Annotated in this window: 17 protein-coding genes; 12 read left to right on the forward strand and 5 right to left on the reverse strand. The window is 55.1% G+C overall.

The genetic code is table 11. The features are described from left to right. Positions 1 to 181: 181 nt before the first annotated feature. The 7 genes from typA (at position 182) to DIT72_RS17050 (ending at position 10,125) form a co-directional block, all read left to right on the forward strand. Positions 182 to 1,993: a translational GTPase TypA gene (typA, locus tag DIT72_RS17020; protein ID WP_135956435.1), complete on the forward strand. Its 1,812-nt coding sequence runs from the start codon at positions 182 to 184 to the stop codon at positions 1,991 to 1,993. 98 nt (positions 1,994 to 2,091) lie between these two features. Next, the gene (gene pip, locus DIT72_RS17025) at positions 2,092 to 3,054 is read left to right on the forward strand and encodes a prolyl aminopeptidase (RefSeq protein WP_135956436.1); all 963 of its coding nucleotides are present in this window, start codon (positions 2,092 to 2,094) and stop codon (positions 3,052 to 3,054) included. A 105-nt stretch (positions 3,055 to 3,159) separates the two neighbouring features. After that, positions 3,160 to 3,624, forward strand: a complete 465-nt coding sequence (dtd, locus tag DIT72_RS17030; RefSeq protein WP_135956437.1) for a D-aminoacyl-tRNA deacylase — start codon at positions 3,160 to 3,162, stop codon at positions 3,622 to 3,624. A gap of 497 nt (positions 3,625 to 4,121) precedes the next feature. Further along, positions 4,122 to 5,180 carry a porin gene (locus DIT72_RS17035; RefSeq protein ID WP_135956438.1) on the forward strand — a complete coding sequence of 353 codons (1,059 nt, stop codon included), beginning with the start codon at positions 4,122 to 4,124 and terminating at the stop codon, positions 5,178 to 5,180. Between the two features lie 104 nt (positions 5,181 to 5,284). Then, positions 5,285 to 6,142 (forward strand): CYTH domain-containing protein, encoded by an 858-nt coding sequence (locus DIT72_RS17040; RefSeq protein WP_135956439.1) that lies wholly within the window; start codon positions 5,285 to 5,287, stop codon positions 6,140 to 6,142. Positions 6,143 to 6,218: 76 nt separating this feature from the next. Further along, a complete protein-coding gene (gene glnE / locus DIT72_RS17045) occupies positions 6,219 to 9,125 on the forward strand; it encodes a bifunctional [glutamate--ammonia ligase]-adenylyl-L-tyrosine phosphorylase/[glutamate--ammonia-ligase] adenylyltransferase (RefSeq protein ID WP_135956440.1) in 2,907 nt (968 codons plus the stop codon). A 76-nt stretch (positions 9,126 to 9,201) separates the two neighbouring features. Continuing rightward, positions 9,202 to 10,125: a branched-chain amino acid transaminase gene (locus DIT72_RS17050; protein ID WP_135956441.1), complete on the forward strand. Its 924-nt coding sequence runs from the start codon at positions 9,202 to 9,204 to the stop codon at positions 10,123 to 10,125. A gap of 18 nt (positions 10,126 to 10,143) precedes the next feature. On the opposite strand, the gene DIT72_RS17055 is transcribed toward DIT72_RS17050, so the two are convergent. Then, positions 10,144 to 10,326, reverse strand: coding sequence for an LpxL/LpxP family acyltransferase (locus DIT72_RS17055; protein ID WP_135956442.1), 183 nt, complete (start codon positions 10,324 to 10,326; stop codon positions 10,144 to 10,146). A 96-nt stretch (positions 10,327 to 10,422) separates the two neighbouring features. On the opposite strand from DIT72_RS17055, the gene DIT72_RS17060 reads away from it, so the two are divergent. The 3 genes from DIT72_RS17060 to DIT72_RS17070 all read left to right on the forward strand — a co-directional run bounded on the left by DIT72_RS17060 (position 10,423) and on the right by DIT72_RS17070 (position 13,697). Then, positions 10,423 to 11,313, forward strand: a complete 891-nt coding sequence (locus tag DIT72_RS17060; protein WP_135956443.1) for a glycosyltransferase family A protein — start codon at positions 10,423 to 10,425, stop codon at positions 11,311 to 11,313. Between the two features lie 210 nt (positions 11,314 to 11,523). Beyond that, positions 11,524 to 12,429, forward strand: a complete 906-nt coding sequence (locus tag DIT72_RS17065) for a glycosyltransferase family A protein (protein ID WP_135956444.1) — start codon at positions 11,524 to 11,526, stop codon at positions 12,427 to 12,429. Positions 12,430 to 12,446: 17 nt separating this feature from the next. Continuing rightward, a complete protein-coding gene (locus DIT72_RS17070; protein WP_135956445.1) occupies positions 12,447 to 13,697 on the forward strand; it encodes a hypothetical protein in 1,251 nt (416 codons plus the stop codon). A 282-nt stretch (positions 13,698 to 13,979) separates the two neighbouring features. On the opposite strand, the gene DIT72_RS17075 is transcribed toward DIT72_RS17070, so the two are convergent. The 3 genes from DIT72_RS17075 to DIT72_RS17085 all read right to left on the reverse strand — a co-directional run bounded on the left by DIT72_RS17075 (position 13,980) and on the right by DIT72_RS17085 (position 17,677). Continuing rightward, complete coding sequence (locus DIT72_RS17075; protein WP_135956446.1) at positions 13,980 to 14,849, reverse strand: FkbM family methyltransferase; 870 nt, start codon at positions 14,847 to 14,849, stop codon at positions 13,980 to 13,982. Next, positions 14,846 to 15,694, reverse strand: coding sequence for a glycosyltransferase family 2 protein (locus DIT72_RS17080; RefSeq protein ID WP_135956447.1), 849 nt, complete (start codon positions 15,692 to 15,694; stop codon positions 14,846 to 14,848). Before DIT72_RS17080 ends, DIT72_RS17075 begins: the two co-directional genes overlap by 4 nt. A gap of 129 nt (positions 15,695 to 15,823) precedes the next feature. Next, complete coding sequence (locus DIT72_RS17085) at positions 15,824 to 17,677, reverse strand: DUF3413 domain-containing protein (protein WP_135956448.1); 1,854 nt, start codon at positions 17,675 to 17,677, stop codon at positions 15,824 to 15,826. 276 nt (positions 17,678 to 17,953) lie between these two features. On the opposite strand from DIT72_RS17085, the gene DIT72_RS17090 reads away from it, so the two are divergent. Beyond that, positions 17,954 to 18,358: a DUF6165 family protein gene (locus DIT72_RS17090; RefSeq protein WP_135956449.1), complete on the forward strand. Its 405-nt coding sequence runs from the start codon at positions 17,954 to 17,956 to the stop codon at positions 18,356 to 18,358. Positions 18,359 to 18,447: 89 nt separating this feature from the next. On the opposite strand, the gene DIT72_RS17095 is transcribed toward DIT72_RS17090, so the two are convergent. After that, the gene (locus DIT72_RS17095; protein ID WP_135956490.1) at positions 18,448 to 19,488 is read right to left on the reverse strand and encodes a glycosyltransferase family 9 protein; all 1,041 of its coding nucleotides are present in this window, start codon (positions 19,486 to 19,488) and stop codon (positions 18,448 to 18,450) included. A gap of 152 nt (positions 19,489 to 19,640) precedes the next feature. Between DIT72_RS17095 and DIT72_RS17100 the strand changes: the two genes are divergently transcribed. Then, on the forward strand, positions 19,641 to 20,363 hold the full coding sequence (locus DIT72_RS17100) for a 3-deoxy-D-manno-octulosonic acid kinase (protein ID WP_228260858.1): 723 nt from the start codon (positions 19,641 to 19,643) through the stop codon (positions 20,361 to 20,363). Positions 20,364 to 20,378: the final 15 nt, after the last annotated feature.

Raw genomic sequence — 20,378 nt, forward strand, 5'->3', positions numbered from 1 at the left:
GCGCGCCACTTCATTTTTGCCCCGGTCATTCGATATTACGTATCGGACCTCGACAGGGTGCATCCGGGCTGCCCGGCCTGGCAAATGAAATTCATTTTACGGATTTGAGACGGCATGTAGGGGGCGTAGCGCCTACTGAAGACCGCTCAGGTCATTCAGTGCATGCTGCAGGAATATTGTTGTGATAGATAAACTTCGTAATATCGCCATCATCGCCCACGTTGACCATGGCAAAACCACGCTGGTGGACCAGTTGTTGCGCCAGTCCGGAACGCTGGACCGCAAAGAGCTCGAAAGCGAGCGCGTCATGGATTCCAATGACCAGGAAAAGGAACGGGGCATTACCATCCTGGCCAAGAACACCGCGCTGAAATGGCACGACTACGACATCAATATCGTCGACACGCCGGGCCACGCTGATTTCGGTGGCGAAGTTGAGCGGGTGATGAGCATGGTGGACTGTGTGCTGCTGGTGGTCGATTCCATCGACGGGCCGATGCCACAGACCCGCTTTGTAACCCAGAAAGCCTTTGATGCCGGCCTGCACCCGATCGTGGTCGTGAACAAGATTGACCGTCCCGGTGCCCGCCCTGACTGGGTTGTCGACCAGGTGTTTGACCTGTTCGACAATCTGGGCGCCAGCGACGAGCAACTGGATTTCCCGATTGTGTTCGCCAGTGCCCTGAACGGTATCGCCGGGATGGATCACGAGAAGCTGGACGACAACATGGACGCGGTTTTCCAGGCCATTGTTGACCACGTGCCGGCTCCGAACGTCGATCGCGACGGTCCGTTCCAGATGCAGATTTCCCAGCTGGACTACAACAGTTTCCTGGGTGTCATCGGCATCGGCCGCATCAGACGCGGCAAGATCAAGGCCAACTCCCCGGTGACCGCTATCGGTGCCGATGGCAAAAAGCGCCAGGGTCGCATCCTCAAGATCATGGGCCACTCAGGCCTGCAGCGTGTTGAGGTCGATGAGGCGCAGGCGGGTGATATCATCTGTGTAAGCGGTATGGATGAGTTGCACATCTCGGACACCCTGTGCGATCAGGCCAATGTGGAAGCGCTACCGCCGCTGACAGTGGACGAACCAACCGTTTCCATGACATTCCAGGTCAATGACTCACCATTCTGTGGCCGGGAAGGCAAATTCGTCACCAGTCGCAACATCAAGGAGCGTCTGGAGAAGGAGTTGCTGCACAACGTCGCTTTGCGCGTTGAAGAGGGCGAGTCCGCAGACAAGTTCAAAGTGTCTGGCCGTGGCGAGCTGCACCTGTCGGTACTGATAGAAAACATGCGTCGGGAAAATTTCGAGCTTGCCGTAGGTCGTCCGGAAGTGGTTATCCGCGAGATTGACGGCGTCAGGCAGGAGCCCTACGAGAACGTTATCATCGACATTGAAGAACAGCACCAGGGTGCGCTGATGGACCAGATGGGTCTGCGCAAAGGCGATCTCACCAACATGGTGCCGGATGGCAAGGGGCGCATGCGTCTTGAGTACACCATCCCTGCGCGGGGCCTGATCGGCTTCCGTAACTCCTTCCTGACCATGACATCCGGCTCGGGCATCCTGACGTCGACCTTCAGCCATTACGGCCCGATCAAGAGCGGGGACATGACCAGTCGCCAGAATGGCGTGCTGGTGTCGATGGCAACCGGTGTAGCGCTGACCTACTCTCTGGAAACCCTGCAGAGCCGGGGCAAGCTGTTCCTGGATCCGGGCCAGGAAGTGTATGAAGGCCAGTTGTGTGGCATTCACAGCCGTGACAACGACCTGGTGGTTAACCCCACCAAGGGCAAGAAACTGGACAACATGCGTGCCTCTGGTAAAGAGGAAGTCATTGCTCTGGTACCACCCATCAAGTTCACCCTTGAGCAGGCGCTGGAGTTCATTGATGAAGACGAATTGGTGGAAGTGACCCCCAAATCGGTTCGTCTGCGCAAGAAGCTTCTTACCGAAAACGAGCGTAAGCGCGCCCACAAGAAGTAATCTGCAGAGCGGTAACAAGAGGAAGGGGCAGAGGTGATCTGCCCCTTTTTCGTTCACATCAGCTAAACTCCGGTTAAATCCTCTTTCCGGAGCGTTTTATGCTCACCCTGTATCCCGAAATCAAGCCCAATGCCCAGCACCGCCTTGCGGTGGACCCGCCCCATGAATTGTATGTGGAGGAAAGCGGCAACCCCGATGGTATCCCGGTACTCGTTGTTCATGGCGGCCCCGGTGGCGGGAGCGAAGACTATTACCGTCGGTTTTTTGATGCCGAGCGGTACCGGATCATTCTGATGGATCAGCGTGGTGCCGGCCGCTCAACGCCGCTGGCGGAATTTGAGGGCAACACCACGCAGAAGTTGGTGGAAGACATGGAAACGGTGCGTTCGTTTCTCGGCATTTCCCGATGGATTCTCTTCGGAGGCAGTTGGGGCTCCACGCTGAGCCTGGTTTACGCCCAGACCCACCCGGACAGGGTGCTTGGCCTTGTGCTCAGAGGCATCTTCCTGTGCCGGCCCAGGGATATCCAGTGGTTTTACCAGGACGGCGCCAGCCGCGTATTTCCCGACTACTGGCAGGATTTCCTCGCTCCCATTCCGCAGGATGAGCGAGGCGACATGGTATCCGCCTATTATCGCCGCCTCACCAGCAGCAACGAGCTTGAGCAGATTCAGGCGGCGAAGGCCTGGTCCATCTGGGAAGGGCGGTGCGCCACACTGAATCCCAATCCCAGAGTAGTTGAGCACTTTGGCCACCCTCATGTGGCGATTGCCCTGGCTCGTATCGAATGCCACTACTTCATGAACAACGTGTTTCTGGAGGACAACCAGATTGTCCGTGATGCCGGGGCACTGAAAGATATTCCGGGGCTTATTGTGCATGGCCGTTACGACATGGTCTGTCCGCTGGAGAATGCCCTTGCCCTGAGCGAGGCATGGCCGGAGGCAGACCTGAGAATCATTCGGGATGCCGGGCATTCAGCCTCTGAGCCGGCGATTGTTGATGCGCTGATGCGGGGCATTGATGAGGTGGCTGCAAAGATTGATGGCAGCGCCGGATAGATCCTCCCCTTAACAATCAACAAATACCCCTTAAGAGGGGTTGCGGCGGGTCAGCCCCATCGATAGACTCCCGCAAATCTTTTGAGTCCTTCCGCAGAGAATCGAATGAAGGCGCTGATACAACGGGTTACCTACGCCAGGGTTACCGTCGATAAAGAGACGATCTCTGAAATTAACTCGGGGCTTCTGTTGTTGCTGGGCGTTGAGAAAACGGATGGCCCCGCAACCGCAGCAAAACTCTGCAGGAAAGTGATCAACTATCGGGTGTTTCCCGATGACCAGGGGCGGATGAATCGCAGCCTTGTTGATACAGGCTACTCCCTCCTTGTCGTACCCCAGTTTACCCTTGCGGCTGACACCCGATCTGGCACGCGCCCCGGTTTTTCTGTCGCGGCGCCGCAGGATCATGCTGAAAAACTGTTTCATGAATTCCTGTTGGCGTCAGAGCAGGCTCTGGGAAGGGGCTGTGTTGGTCGTGGACAGTTTGGTGCGGATATGAAAGTGGCTCTGGAGAACGACGGGCCGGTCACGTTCCTTCTTGAGGTCGAGGGGGCTGCTGCACAGGCATAAAGATGTGCGCCATCCTGGTGCGAGGGGCTGGCCGCTGATCTGCACTGGTGCGGCCGGGCTTTGCGAGGAAGCTGTGTTTTTCGTCAGAGGGGTGCAGTTATTGTATAAGCATTTGAAAACAAAACCTTTTTGTAATTATGGCCCCGAATTTGAAGGTAAGCGCCCTGCATAGTGGGGTATACCCGTAGATATAAAAACTTGCGTTCATAATCCTAATTACGCTAAAAAGCTAAAATTAAAAATTTGCAAAAAAGCGTTCTTTGTATTAAAACAGATTCATCACTCTAAGCTTTAAAACATAGCTGTAAGTGATTGACGTGCAAAGAGGCTGGCTTGCCTCTGTAACAAGAAGAAAAAACGAATTGTTATCGCTGTGTCATAAAACTGACATGGTGAGTACACAGAATAGGGTCCAACCAGCCCGACTGGTGAAGTCTGAAGAGCGGGAATAAAACCCGACGCTAAAACCTGAGTTAACTCAATAAGGAACACGCAACATGAAAAAGACGCTCATCGCCTCTGCTATTGCAGCGGCAACCTTCTCTGGCAGCGCACTGGCGCAAGAAGATACGTCAGCTTCCCAACTGGCAGCACGCATGGATTCCATGCCGAGTGTTTACGGTAACATTCAGTATGCACTGGCCCATGACAACTTCGACGGTGGTCCATCTTCCGTCGAGCACTTCGATAACGGCACTACTCTGGGTGTAATTCACGATCACGAAGTAGCACCCGGCATCACTGGCTTCTTCAAGGTAGAGCTTGAGGGTATTAATGCAGACGACAAGTCGTCCAGCAATGGTATCGACGGTCTGGATGAAGCTTACATTGGTGTAAAGGGTGACAGCTTCGGCCAGATCTGGGTTGGCTCTGACGACTCAACCTATGAGCGAGCCGTCGATGAAATTGCCCAGTACTATGAGGTGGGACTGATTAATCAGGGTCCTGATTACACTACTGGCGAAGGCGACCTGATTCAGTACATGTCACCGTCTTTCGGTGGTCTGAGCCTGTGGGCAGCCGTTCAGGTGAACGGTGACGGTGTTGTTAGCGATGATGACTTCAAGGACGGTGACGAGAAGTCCTATCCTTATCAACTGGCAGCTCTGTATGAAATGGACGCGCTGGAACTGGCTTTCGCTATGGATTCCAACGACACCAGCGATGGCAATAATGAGAATACCTACGGCCTGCGGGCCAGCTACGATGCTGGCAACCTGCGTCTGACCGGTGAATTCCATACTCGCAAAGACAGCTCTGATACCTTTGGTATCATTGGTTACTACTCGCTGGGCGCCAACCAGTTCGCCCTGTCCTACGAGCTGACTCAGTTTGACGATGAATACAGTGGCAGCAACGCTGCACAGCTGGCAGATAATGACTCCGACACCATTACTCTGCAAGCGCTGCACAATATCTCTGACCACATGTACGTTTACTTTGAAGGCTACCTGGGTGGTGGCGATGACGTTTGGGAGTACGAGGACGAGCAGGGTAACTCTGCCTTCTCTGACGAGCGCTCCATCGCCTCTGTCGGCGCTGTTTACTACTTCTGATCAGCTGACCAGCTAGTCAAAAAGTAGCCTAAAAACCGGTAGCCTTCGGGCTGCCGGTTTTTTTATGTATGCTGATACCAAATTCCTCATCTCGGGAGGGGGCAATGGCCCAGGAACTGGAAATCAAACTCAGCGTGGCGAAAACGGATCTCGACCGGGCAGTGACCTGGCTATTGGGTCAGCCCGGCACCTGTGAGTCAGACACCTTGCAGCTGGGCAACACCTATTACGACACGCCGGCCGGCGATCTTAACCGCCAGAAAACAGCCCTGCGCATTCGCAGGATCGGCGACAGATACATCCAGACCCTGAAAACCCGTGGCGAATTTGTGGATGGGGCCCACCGCAGGCAGGAATGGGAATGGCCGCTGATTGGCACAAAACTCCAGATGGGGCTGATTGCGGATACGCCAGTAGGGCAAAGTGTGAATCTTGCCGAACTGCAACCGGTATTCGAAACCAACTTCGAACGCCGGGTGATCATGATTGAGCAGGGGGAGAGCCTGATTGAGGTGGCCATTGATTGCGGTGAGATTGTGGCCGGGGACCAGTCACGCCCGCTCAACGAAATTGAATTCGAGCTCAAGGGCGGGGATGCCTCTGCGCTGCTGACGTGGGCACGAAGGCTGGCGCACGAGGTGCCGGTGTTCCTTAACCTGATCAGCAAGGCGGAGCAGGGGTATTACCTGGCGGGGCTTTATCAGCCCGCTGCGGAACCAGGAGCGAATTCAGAGCTTGCGGTCAACGAATTCCTGTTCGTTCTGAGTGTTTCGTGGCTGACAGGCGAGCCTGTTTCGGTTGACCAGGACGAGCTCGGAATCATTCGCCGCCTGGCCAGCGAGCGCGGCGTTGAGGCGGCGTACCGGCATGTTGTCGGCTTTTTGGCCAGCGGCACGGCTGTCCGTGACCTGGTTTCACGCAAGGAGCTCGGGCAACTTCAACTGGCTATTGCCGCAGGCTAGTGTCCCGCCCTGTTCAGTCGGCAGAGCGTTCGTTATACAGTACGGGAAATATATCAGACACACAGGGGTTTGCATTATGTCCGAGCCTTGGCGCTCACTACCGACGATGTTGGCGGAGGATGTCGCTGGCGCCTGGCACTCGGTGTTTCCGGAAGGCGTGCCGGAGTTCCTGAGCACCTCTGGCGGCGTATCCGACGAGGATCTCGCCCAGGCTCTGGCCCGTAGTCTGTTTCTGCGGCAAACCCTGGAACGTCATCCGCGGCAGGTGGAATACCTGTGCCAGTCACGGCCATTGACCGAACCCACCACCGCCGATTATCTGCGTCAGCGCTGGCAGGAATTTCTGGCGAAGGTGACGGATGAAAGCAGCCTCCACGCAAGGCTGAGACGCTTCCGCATGGAAATCCAGTTCCGGATTATCTGGCGGGATCTGATGCGCTGGTCGGACATGGCTGAAACCATCGCTGCCACCAGCGACTTTGCCGATATCAGCATCCAGGGCGCGCTGGACTGGCTGTACGACGATACCTGCGAGCAGTCGGGAACCCCCTGGGGTGTCAATCCGGCGACCGGTGAAGAAGGCCCCCAGCGTTTGATTGTACTGGGTATGGGCAAACTGGGCGGACACGAGCTCAACGTGTCCTCCGATATTGACCTGATCTTCGCGTTTCCGGGTAAGGGCGAGACCCGTGGCGGGCGCCGGTCCATGGACAACCAGCAGTTTTTCATCCGCCTCGGGCAGCGGCTGATTCAGGCGCTGGACCAGATCACCGCTGATGGTTTTGTGTTCCGTGTGGATATGCGCCTGAGGCCTTACGGCCAGAGCGGTGCATTGGCCCAGAGCTTCGCCGCCCTGGAAACCTATTACCAGGACCAGGGCCGCGACTGGGAGCGCTATGCCATGGTCAAGGCCCGGGTGGTGGCCGGGGACCAGCAGGCCGGGCAGGTGTTGATGGACAGCCTCAAGCCCTTTGTCTACCGCAAGTACATTGATTTCAGCGCGTTTGAATCCCTGCGCAGCATGAAATCGATGATCAGCCGCGAAGTTCGCCGCAAGGGCCTGGAAAACAACATCAAGCTCGGCAATGGCGGTATCCGCGAGATCGAGTTTGTGGTCCAGGCTTTCCAGCTGATACGGGGCGGCCGTGACCGGGAACTTCAGCAGCGGGAATTGCTGGTGATCCTGAAAGAACTCGAAGAGCTGGAACTGCTGCCGTCACCGGTGGTTAAAGAGCTGAAGGCCGCCTACATCTTCCTCCGGAATCTGGAGCACGCTCTCCAGGGCATCGAAGACAAACAGACCCAACTGCTGCCAGCGGACGATCTGTCCCGGGCCCGTGTCGCTTTGATTATGGGCTTTGATGACTGGGACTCCTGCGTCGCCGAACTGGAGAAGCATCGCCAAAGGGTGGCAACCCACTTCGCGGATATCATCACCATCGACGATGAAGAACACGAAACCACAGCGCTTGATGAAGGCTGGCAGGAACTCTGGCTGGGTGAAATGGACAGGGAAGCGGCAACCGAATGGCTCAGTGAGCACGGGTTCGAAGACCCGGAGGACAGCTATTCCGCCCTGAGTGAGCTGCGCGAAACCCGCACCCTGCAGACCTTGCAGACCCAGGGGCGGCACCGGCTCAACAAGTTCATGCCGGTGTTGCTGGAAGCGCTCACTCACGTGGACGCGCCGTCGCAGACCCTGTCCCGGGTTCTGCAGCTGGTGGAAGCCATCCTGCGCAGAACCGCCTACATGGTGTTGCTGCTGGAAAACCCCGGTGCCCGGGCCCAACTGGTCCGGCTTTGCAGTGAGAGTCCCTGGATTGCCAGCCAGCTGGCGGAAACGCCCCTGCTGCTGGACGAGCTCCTTAACGCGGAAAGCCTGTACAGTCCGCCGGCCAAAATCGAACTCCAGGATGATCTGCGCCAGCAGATGCTGCGGATCCCGTTCGAGGATCTCGAAGAGCAGATGGAAACCCTGCGGCACTTCAAGAAGGCGCACATTTTGCGCGTCGCGGCATCTGAAATCCGCGAAACCCTGCCGCTGATGAAGGTCAGCGATTACCTGACCTGGATTGCCGAAGTGGTGCTGGAGCATGTGGTGGACGTTGCTTTCGCCAATCTGGTCAGCCGCCATGGATATCCCCGGCGGGAAGACGGTTCCCCCTGTGATACGGATTTTGCCATCATCGGTTACGGCAAGCTCGGTGGTATCGAACTGGGCTATACCTCGGACCTGGATCTGGTATTTATCCACGATGCAGACCCGGAGCAGTCAACGGACGGCGACAAACCCATCGACAATGCGGTGTTCTATACCCGGCTGGGCCAGCGCATTGTGCACATTCTCAATACCCAGACGCCGTCGGGGCAGCTCTACGAAGTCGATATGCGCCTGCGCCCGTCCGGGAGTTCGGGGCTTCTGGTCAGCACCCTGACCGCTTTCGAGAAATACCAGCGCAACGACGCCTGGACCTGGGAGCACCAGGCCCTCGCCCGCGCCCGCGGGGTAGCCGGATGCAAGGAAACACTGGAAGCGTTTGAAAAACTTCGCAGTGACATACTGTGCCAGTCGCGGGACCGGGACAAATTGCGGGAAGAGGTGGTCGGCATGCGCGAGAAAATGCGCACGGCATTGGGCACTCCGCAGGTCGAGGGCAGGGAACCGGAGGTCTTCCATATCAAGCACGATTTTGGCGGCATCATCGACATTGAGTTCATGGTGCAGTACCTGATGCTGGCCTGGTGTTCCGAACATCCCGAGCTGACCCAATGGTCCGATAACATTCGCCAGATGGAGGAGCTGGGCCGGGCGGGGGTTTTGCCGGTTGAGGATACCGAGAAATTGAGAGAGGCCTTTATTACCCTGCGCTCCACCATTCACCGGCGGGCACTTCAGAACCTGAACAGCCAGGTGGCGGGGGATGCCTTTCCCGAGGAGCGTGACTACATCCGGAGTATGTGGAATCGGGTCATGTTGGGGTGATTGCACCTCTTCGTAAGGCGGGTTTTTCCTGCTAGAATGCCGGATCCCCGAAAAGAGCGCTTTAGGAGCAGAAATAATGTCGATGGCTGATCGTGATGGCTTCATCTGGATGGACGGTGAAATGGTTCCCTGGCGGGAAGCCAAAACCCACGTGCTGACCCACACCCTGCACTACGGCCTGGGCTGCTTCGAGGGTGTGCGAGCCTACAGCACCGAGAAGGGCGCCGCGATTTTCCGCATGAAAGAGCATACCGACCGCCTGTTCCGCTCCGCCCATATCCTGAACATGAAAATGCCGTTCAGCAAAGACCAGATCAATGCTGCCCAGTGCGCGGCGGTTCGGGACAATAATCTGGACGAAGCCTACCTGCGCCCGATGGTGTTTCTGGGCTCCGAAGGCATGGGCCTGCGCGCCGACAACCTCAAGGTGCACGTGATGGTGGCGGCCTGGAGCTGGCCGTCCTACATGTCGCCGGAAGCCAAGGAAATGGGTATCAAGGTTCGCACCTCGTCCTACACCCGCCACCACGTCAACATCACCATGTGCAAGGCCAAGGCCAATGGCAATTACATCAACTCCATGCTGGCCCTGAACGAAGCCATCGCCAGTGGCGCCGAAGAAGCCCTGCTGCTGGATAACGAAGGCTATGTTGCAGAAGGTTCCGGTGAGAACGTCTTCATCCTGCGCGATGGTGTGCTCCACACTCCGGAACTGACCTCTTGCCTGGAAGGGATCACCCGCCAGACCATCCTGGACTTTGCCAGTGAACTGAACATTCCGGTGAAAGAACGCCGCATCACCCGGGACGAAGTCTACATCGCCGATGAAGCCTTCTTTACCGGCACCGCCGCCGAAGTGCTGCCCATCAGGGAGCTCGACGGCCGCGTTATCGGAGCTGGCAAGCGTGGCCCGCTGACAGAGAAGCTGCAGGGCATGTATTTCGACGCGGTGAAGGGCAAGTCGGCGGAGCACAGCCACTGGTTGACACCGGTTCAGTAAAATCCCCATGAGGGACAGCTACAAAATATGCGGCGTTTGGGCCATGGTGGTGGCCTGAACGCCGAAAAATTGGGCAGGCTCGCGATCTTCACGCCCGGGCGCCTGATCCGGCAGGATCCCGGCTACACCACCTTTTCGGAGAATGCTCAGTAGCCGCACGATGCCTCGGTGGGCTATAAAGTACTGCCCAAATGCACACAAGTTGACTGATGAGTCGTAGCCACCCGGTTATCTGGTTATTTCTAACCCCCGTGGTAGAATTCCCCGGCTTTCAATGATTAGGACAGCGCGTCGACTATGTGGAACCTGATACAACTGGCATTTTTCCGGTTTGCGGCAACTGGCTGGATACCTGCCAAGTGGTTCGAGACTGACTTGCCTTCCGAATCAGAGAGAGCGGCCAGAACTGGGCATCTCAAGCTGGAAGTGGTCAGCCATTGCTGGAAATATTCCCATTTTCTGGTCTACCAGCTGAGCTCTCTGGTGCTGTTTCCTCCCAGGAAACTCGACGTTACCATGACCGTCTACTACAGCCCGGAGGATACCAAAACCGGCGAACTACTTGCGTTTTTCGAGCGTCAGGATGTGTCTGGTGTAACCTGGAACTGGGAACCAGTGCCGAAGCAGGAGCTGTTCCGCCGGGCCATCGGTCGGAATCGTGCAGCTCTGGCAACACAGGCCGACTGGGTCTGGTTCACGGATTGCGATCTGATGTTCCGGGAAAGCTGCTTCGATGCACTGGCCGAGGCATTGCAGGGCCGGCGCGATGTGTTGCTGTTCCCGGAAGAGGAGCACACCACTGACTTGTTGGCAGAGAATAACCCCATGCTTCAGGCAGGCGCCAATGGGCTACAGGTATTGGACATTGACACCACCTCCTTCACCACCCGTGAGATCAGCAAGGCCACCGGTCCTCTGCAAATTGCCCATGGCGATGTGTGCCGGGCCGCGGGCTATTGTCGGAACATAGGCTTTTACCAGAAGCCGGTGGAGAGTTTTGCCAAATGCCACGAAGATCGTGCCTTTCGTTGGTTGCTACGCAGCCAGGGTGAGCCCCTCAGGGTGCCGGGCGTGTACCGGATTAGACATGTTGCCAAGGGGCGGTACAGCGGAAGTGAAGCCCGGAGCAGGCTGAGGACCTGGTTGCGAGTATGGCAGTCCCGCTGGCGGGATTGGCGGCAGAGTTAAAAGACTGGGTGACTTATCGTGTTTTAAGCATGTCATTTGGTTAATCCCCACGCTCTGGCTCCCATTGTCACGAAGAGGCTGTCATTATTTGCCACAAATACGAGCTTGTTTTTCTCAAGACCGGCAAAAGAGCTGGGTCGTCGATAGAAATAGCTCTTGGCAAGGGCAGGTATCGGCGAGTGTCCGGCATAAAGAAGACAAGGGTTTTCCATGAATGACAGGTTGCTGTTTTGTGTTTTTTCTTTCAATCGGGGAAAGTTCCTTGAGCATTGTGTGACAACTATAGAAGAGTGCGTGCCAGATGCAGAAGTTGCAATTTTCGACGATGACAGCTTCGACGAATATACCTGCGATGTGCTGAAGACCTTGTCTGAGAAGCATACAGTACTGCAGCCGGGTAATCAGTCTACCCATAAACTTGGCGGATTATACGGCAACATGCAGTCTGCTCTTGAGTACGCAGCTGATCGCCGGCTGGTATGTTTTCTCCAGGACGACATGCAGGTGGTCCGACCCTTGGCCGGGGAGGAAATTGACGCCTTCGATCGTTGCTTTGATGATAATCCCCGGCTTGCTTTTCTTCATCCGTGTTTCCTGAAAGGAATCAATCGCAAAAGAGATGAGTCAACGCTGAGTTTCGATAGAGAGCTGGGCGCATACCGCAGGCAGGGAACGGATCAGAGTGCAGGACAATACTTTTCAGCGATCCTGATTGCTCGTCCCTCACGTCTGCTGGAGCAGAGTTGGGAGTTCGGTCGGTCAGAACCGGTCAATGATCGTCAGGCAAAACAGTATTTTGATCGTATCGGGCATTTGTTTGCGCCATTTGCCATGTGGTTGCCTGAAGTTCCCACCTATCGGGGCAAGCGCAAAACCCTTGCACTTCGCTTGGCCGAAAAGCATCGTGGATGCGGTTTCTTTCCCTATAGATTGCTGGACCAAAAGGAAGTCAAAAGCCTTCAGGAGCGTTCTCCGGATATGCTTCCTGTCGCCGAGGATTTCCTGGCCTGTACCAATGATCGGTTGGAAAAACCATGGGGTTATTACCCCATGCAAGGAAGTCGCTTTCTCAAAAAGCTGAACAGCCTTGAACTTGCATTAAGGAAACTCTTCTGAAAACAGCAGGCTGAATCATGAGTAACGCGTGCGCTTGCGGGCGTGGTCAGGACAAGCGACCTGTCCATATTGTCATTATTGAACTCCATCATCACAGCGAGCTTATTCAGAACCTCATCAGAGTGCTTGATCTGGAGCGCTTTGAAATGTCGTTGATTACGGTGCCGGAAGTACTGGAAAAGGTTGATGTCGTCTGGGCTGACGAAGCCGATTGGCTTTCTGCGTTCTGCAAAGGGGAGGATGAGACTGTTGTCTCTTTTATTGAACGGATGAGGCCGGTTTTCGAGTCCGCAGACCTCCTTTACTTCAATACTGTCCGGCATTTCTGGGATGAGCTCTGCAATATTCCTTTCTCAGCTCCGGCCATTATCCGGATTCACAATGCCCACGCAGATCTTGCCCCAGCGAGCCATTTTGATCGACCACTTCTCAAATTCCCCGCGATTTTTTCACATGTGCTACGCAGGGTCTGGATCGCAGGCGAGTGGCGCCAAAGAACACGATTCTTCAGCCATATCTCCTATTTCATGTTTCCCAATCAGGCCATTACTGACTATGTCTCTGAGCAGGGCTGGGTGAGTAAAGGCAGAATACTGCCGCCGGTAATGCCCTTCGGATTCCTTGGCGACAGGGACCATCCAGTGAAGAAGGCGCAGCGGGAGCGCGTGACCATTGCAATTACGGGGAAAGTCACGAACGCCAAGAAGGATTACCATTTGGTGTATCAGGCGTTAAAGCAGTGCATCAGTAAGCTGAAAGTTCCACTGCGACTGGTGTTGCTCGGTAAGGCTGCAGACAGGCAGGCAGCCCGGATTGTTGCTGATTTTAAGTCTCTGGAATCCGGGAAATTTTCACTGGACTACAGTAATAACTACGTCAGTTCGGACGAATTTGACAAAAAGGTCTTCGACGTGGATTTTCTGCTGGCTCCAATCAAGGTCCAGACTCATTTCAGGAAATACAGAGAGGTGTACGGGAAGAGCAAAATGTCAGGGATTGAGAATGACATTCTGTTGTATCGGAAACCTTCGCTGGTTACTTCCGGCTACGTTATTAGCGGGGACATCGATAAGGCCGTCGAGTATTTTGAGCCGACACCGGAATCTCTGGCAGAATCCCTCATAAGCTGGGTTAACCATGGGGAATATCAGAACCTGGGGGCGGCCTTTAATGAAATGAATAATTACCGCCCGGAAATTGTAGCGGAAAGCTTCTATGGGTTGTGCGAGAAATTAATTCCGAGTGGCCCGGCCAAATCGAAGCATTAGCTCCTGTCCCGTTGGCAAAGGCTGTTCCTTTTAAACTAAACATCTGAACTTGTCGCTAATTGTTATAGGTGAGCTCGATTGGTACCGGACCATCTCACAGAGAGCGATGGCTTTAGCACATTGATGAAGGCTGATGGCTCCTGTCCGCTTCTTGGGGCGGAGATCAGGTAGCCCTCTTTATGAGCCAAATGCCAGATGGGGTAATCGTTTTTCCTTGCATAACGGCCTACCCATATCTGCCGTGTTCTTTCTCTGGAACCTGGGAGATCAGCATGTGAGAAACTAATCTTGAGCGCCTGGATCAAACAGGAATATTGAATTCATTTTACCGCGCTGAATCAGAGCATAGCCGCGGGACCTTATCGTTTGAAAAAGGTCGGATTTCCACTGATGCTCTGAGTTCTCTATGATGAGAAGTCGGGGTAGCAGAGAATCGGGAGCTGAGTTAAGGAAAGGTGTAAGCGCAAGGTCTTCTGCGCCTTCTATATCGATTTTCAGCGCGTCAATTTCATTTATTTCAAGTTCTGATAGTACAGGCAATAGCGGCCTGCACTTGATTGTTATTCCTTGCTTATTATCGCTTGTGTCCGATTCCGACTCTACGTTTCTGATACTGCTTTTACCCAGATTATTCGCATCGTGTTGAAGGAAGAAGCTCGTTTCTTCGTCTGCTATGCCATGATTCAGCACTAAAATATTATTCTTCGCGAACTGAGAGTTCGCTTGAATGTTGAACCGTAAACGCGCCAACGTGGCCGGGTTGGGTTCAAAAGCAATAATCCTTCCTTTGTGAGATCCCATCGCGGCGACGGCAGTGAGAGTATAGATCCCTATGTTTGCTCCTATGTCGACGAAAGTCCCTCCTTCGTTGAGGGCCTGGCTAAGCATTTCTCTTTCAGCGCGATCATAACGCCACGGCGTGAAAACAAATTTTTTTTCTGAGTAGTTATCGGTAAACTGGCACCGCAAATTGATACCCTCTACCTCTATGTCGACAGGAAGAAGGGATTTCTGTTTTACGATCATTTTGCGAATGAGCGGCGCTACCGTTCGACTTATTATTCCCCCATTATTGTCGTGACACAGAGCGATGAGTGACTGCCAGAATGCGGGCGGTTTCCTGTTGCCAAACGGTGTTACGGGTTGCGTCATAATGTTGCTTCCCGGTTTGGCTCCGCCTCAGAGGTCAGTTGCTCGATACCATGCTCGGTTCGTGTTATCCGCTGCTTCCTGGAGTTCACTCGCAATGCCTTGTTCGCAGCAACCAAATCCGGATCCTTGTACCCGCGTTTATGATCGAGGTGAATCACGATTGCGTTGTAGCGCACGTGCTTGGGCTTTACCCCTGAGTTCATGAGTCGCACCCCGAACTCTCTGTCCAGACCACCCCAGGGCATGCGCTCATCGAAACCGTTCACGGCGATAATGTCCTTCAGCCACGCTGACCCGTTCGACCCTTTGAAGTTACAGGCGGTTGGCGTTAGCGTATTGAAAACGCGCGCCCTGAGAGGCGTCGCTGTCAGTTTGCTGTTCTTATAGCTTGACTTGAGACCATGGGCCTTCAGCCATTTCAGGTCGAAGCAGCGGCCGCTGACGATGTCGTCTTTGGTGATGGCCTTGCTGGTGCTCATGGGGAGCTTGTGATATCCGCCAGAGAGGTAGCGGCCGGGTTCGGCTTCCCTGGCATGCACCTCAAGGAAGTCTGGGCGGGGTATGCAGTCGCCATCCGTGAATACTACGTAGTCGGACTCTACTTCGAGAATGGACTTGTTCAGGATCCGGCATTTGCGGAAACCTTTGTCTTCCTGCCAGATATGCTTGATTGCCATCCCGGTTTCCTCGCGAATACGATCAATAACCTCGCGGGTGTCTTCCGTTGACCCATCATCACCGATTATGAGCTCGAAGTCCTTGTGGGTCTGAGCGCTGTATCCCCAAAGGACTTTCTCGAGCCATTCCGGTGAGTTGTATGTGGTCATGATGACGGAAAGTTTCATGTGAGCAATCCTTTATAAATTTGATGAACCGGGCCAATGCCCCTAATCCACTTGGCTATTCGAATAGCTCGAAATCTCTCCGAAAGTGAAAGGAAGCATTGCCGGTTTCGGACCAATTTTTGTAAAAAATTATTCATAGAATCTGGACAACTCCCGCAAGACCTCTGCTGATATAGTCGGGCTCAGGCTATAGTCCGGTACCGCCTTCATTTTATCATTCAATGCTTCAACCGAGCCTGAAGCATAGGTTACCAGCTTCAGGTCATTTAATAGCAGGGCAGAGTCCATGTAGCTGTGGGCAATGCTCCAACGATGATCGCTGGGCCTGAACATGCTGTTTCCGGTCGCATAGGCGTCAGTCGGGGTGTCCCCACAATTAAGCGCTTCGGACATCAGGGTTGGCGCGATGTCGAAGTTTTCAGTTCTATACCCAATCCTGCCGGCTGCTCGACCGGGCCAGTGTACCACCATAGGCACTCTGAGCTGATACTCCCCGAAGTTGCTTCCATGTCCCCAGTAATTCATTCCGTACTCGTTGAATTCCTGCCCGTGATCCCCGGTGATCATCACAATGGTGCTGTTCAGCAGTCCGCGGGCCTGCAGATCATCCAGAACCTTGTCTACCTGGTTGTCGACAAAGTGCAGTGTCGACTTATAGTTGTTTTTAATCAGCTCCGGATCGAAATCCTCGTCGAGTTCCAGTTTATTGACTGACTCCCAGTAGGGCTGGAACTTGGAAGGATAATCATCCGGCACCCGGTGGCCGTGAGGGGTATCGTAGAACAGAAATCCGAAAAACGGCTGCTGCGGATCGAGCTCAGACCGAGTAAATGAAAGCCAGTCCTCGGTAATCCGGATATCCCTGTCCCATGCCTGTTCCCCGGGGGTTTCCAGCCGCAGGTCGGGAATTGAGGCGAAGGCGTTCTGGTCAAAGGCCGGACTCACCAGGGTAGCTGAGCCGAGCACCTTGGTCTGGTAGCCAAGTTGCTGCATCCGGCTGATCGTTACAGGCGGTTTCTTGGCGGCGGTAAACGCATCCCAGTAACTGGCCGGCAGAGAGTAGAGCAGGGTGAACACACCAGGTTTGGTGGCGTTGCCGTTGCTGTAGTGATTCTCGAAAATCAGGTTGGTTTCAGCAAATTCATAAATGTTGGGCATCCAGCGAGGATCCAGCATGTCCCAGCGGGCACCGTCGATGACGATCATCAGCACGTTAAGCATGCGCTCGGGCTCAGAGCACTTGAGTGGCTGTGTCGGGTAGTCCAGCTGGCTGCCCCGATCAACATCGCCCAGGGCCCGGGCAGACTGGTTTTCCCGGACTTTCTGGGGATCTACCAGACCATATTTGCTCATGACTCGCTTGGCGGTAGCTGCATGGTAAAGGGGAATGTGCCGGGTGATACCGGTGATGCGAGTGTCGTAATTGGCATCCGCCCAGGCATGCCAGCCGTGTGCGCTGAGCTGCAGGCCGAATATCAGCGCGAAGCCCGCGCCCAGCCAGCGTGCCCTTGGTCGCCTGCGCCACAGTACTCTGGCGATAACGCTCTCAATCACAACGATTCCGATAAAAATACCGATGGCTGACGCCCAGAGCTGCCAGGAAAAGGAAAAAATCTCCGTTCCGCCTCCCAGGGCGAGCTCCAGCACGAAGGCTGAAAGGTGAAACCGGTACAGCGAATAAACTACCGTGTCTATGGCGAGGAATGCGATACCGATACCGGCATAGATGACAGCCAGCGTAAAAAGTGCCCGTGTGGCAGGGAGTAGTAAGGCCAGAGCCAGCAACGGCAAGCCGCCCAGCCAGGCAAGCAGGGTAAACTGCCCCGGGTACAGTATTGCAACGTAAGCAGCGGTTTCGATATCCGGAATGCTCATCCATGACACATATCGGAGCCCGACCAGCATGGCGAAGAGCCCATTGGCAAAGATAAACCAGGATATCCAGGCTGTTCTGTGCCGAAGGTTAAGGTAACTGTGATTCATTTCTTAAATTCCGGTGAAGGGCGTATCTGTTCGGTTACCGGGACAGCGGGCGAAGGCCTGAGCCGGCGCCACCATCCATAATGACGGAATGACTCATGCGTACACTCCGGGCTTGAGTTGGAAAAAGCTGTGGAAAAACATAATAGTCAATCATTAATGATATCATACGGCAGTCATCACATTGTTCAGGCCAAACCGCAACGCCCACTTTCTATAGCTGATAGCGGTTAACGGCTGACCCTCATATTCCATTAACAAGACCTGCAGGAAGAGCAAATGGCAGACGTTATCAAAGTGCCGGTTTCCTTCGGCGAAGTGCTGGACAAGATCACCATTCTGGAAATCAAATCCGAGCGGATTGCAGACCCGGAGAAGGTGAGGAATGTTCGTCTGGAACTGGATGAACTTAGTGCCACCTGGAATGAGGCCGTGCGAGATCAGACCGCGATCGCGGATCTGCGCAGGCAACTGAAGTCCGTCAACGAAGAGCTCTGGGAAATCGAAGACGACATCCGCGAGCAGGAGGCCACCCAGGACTTCGGCCCCAGGTTTATCGAACTGGCCCGCGCCGTCTACGTCACCAACGACAAACGTGCCGCCATCAAAAAAGAAGTCAACCTGGCCCTGGGCTCCCGCTTCGTGGAAGAAAAGTCCTACCGGGACTATACTGCCCGCAACTGATCCCGGCCCAGTCTCATACCCGTAGGTCGGATTAGCGAAGCGTAATCCGACAACCAACCGGCGCCGGACCCCAAAAGTCCCCGCGCCGGTTACCCTGCCTTCCCCCGATCCTCAATCCACCGATCCAGCACCCCGGTAACATCCTCCACAGCCACCAACTCCATGGCCCCCTCAAACTCCGCCTTGGTCCCCCAGCGAGCCTCCTCTACAGATTTCCCGGTAAACCGTTCCAACGCCTCCGGATAGCGATTCACACACCACTCAAGCGAATTGTAGGGCCCGGAGCGGTAAGGATTACTGGCTGCATAAATGCCAAGCACATCAGTCCCCATTGCACTGGCAATGTGGGCCGGCCCCGTATCCGGCGCCACTAAAAGGTCGGCATGCGCCAACAGGGCAGTCAGTTGTTTCAGCGTATCCTTGCCACAGATATTATGAGCCTGCTCTTCCATGGAGGTCTCGATCGCAGAGCAGAATTCCGCCTCAAAGGGTGCGGGGCTGCCCACCAGGATTACCTTCATACCGTGAACACGAATGGCATGATCGGCCAGTCGTGCATAACGCTCCGCCGGCCAGTTGCGCAAGGTATGGCTGGCACACGGACTGATCACCAGGTTTTTGCGGTCCGCCGCCAGTTGCTGGCGGGCGAACTGGTGATCTTCTTCAGTCAGGGGGATGGTCCATTTTGGTGGGGCAGGCTTCAGGCCAAGCGGCTCCAGAAAGCTTGCCAGGCAATCCCGCACATGCTGTTGTGGCGCAGGTGCAATCCGCCGGTTAATGAAAAGACTGTGGAGGTCCTTGCTGCGGGCCCTGTCGTAACCGACCTTCACTTTGGCCGGAATCATCGCCGCCGCCAGATTGGCCCTGAAGGCCACCTGCATATGCAGGAGGGCATCGAAATTGCGGTTTTTGAGGGTCGCGCGCAGGTCAGCGTAGCCCTTGCGGCCGGCGTTCTTGTCGAAAATGACAAACTCGACGCCGGGCAGGTCGCCAACCAGTCTGGCTTCGATCTTGCCGATCACCCAGGTGATGTTCACGCCGGGTAACTGTTCCTGAAGACTCAGTACCACAGGTATAACATGGGTTACGTCACCAATGGCGGACAGTCGCAATATGCAGATGGAGTTGATCAAGTTACGGTCCGTTGCGAATCTTTAACTGCTGGATGTGGAGCCGGGCGGGGCTCGTTGGTAAACTGTGCGCCATTCTAGCCTAATGGGCTTTTCACGTCTTTACCCGGAAGCCCATGGTTTGCCGGGCCGAGGGTACCGATCTTTTGACAGTGGCAGCGGGCAGTCCTAAACGTTCCGGAAAGTCAGTACTGCTGGTATCGCCGGAGTATAAGGGTGTTACCGAGTCCTGGTTTTGTCCTGAATTCTGGCAGGAAAAGGCCCGGCCGGTCACCTCTGGAGGACGGGGCGGTGCCTGGTTTATTGATACGGAACCATCCGGCATGGTGCTTCGTCATTACAGGCGAGGTGGTTTGATGGCCCACCTGGCCGAGAAGACGTATCTGTTCGCGGGTTTTGACCAGGCCAGATCGCTTGCGGAGTTCCGCCTGCTGGGGCAGCTCAGGTCCCTCGGTCTTCCGGTCCCTGAAGCCGTTGCAGCTATTGCCTGGAAGTACCGCTTGTTCTGGTATCAGGCCGCTATACTGGTAAAACGTATACCGGGGGCGGTTACGCTTTCGGACAGCGAACGCCTGAGCGATAAGTCGCTCTGGGTGCAGTTGGGGCAAGTCATTCGCCGCTTTCACGACAACGGGCTCGACCATGTTGACCTGAATTGTGACAACATACTCGTGGCGGGGGATCAGATTTATCTGATCGATTTTGACCGCTGCAAACTGGTACCCGAGAGCGACAATGAGGCAGATTCAGCCTGGAAACAGCGTAACCTGGAGCGACTTCATCGCTCTGTCAGGAAGCGGTGCCCGGCTTTATCGGCAGTCCAGCGGGACGACCTCTGGCAACACCTCCTGCAGGGCTATCAACGCCAGCCATAGTGCCAGAACCCATCA

This window comes from Marinobacter orientalis, from assembly GCF_004792665.1.
GTDB lineage: Bacteria > Pseudomonadota > Gammaproteobacteria > Pseudomonadales > Oleiphilaceae > Marinobacter > Marinobacter orientalis.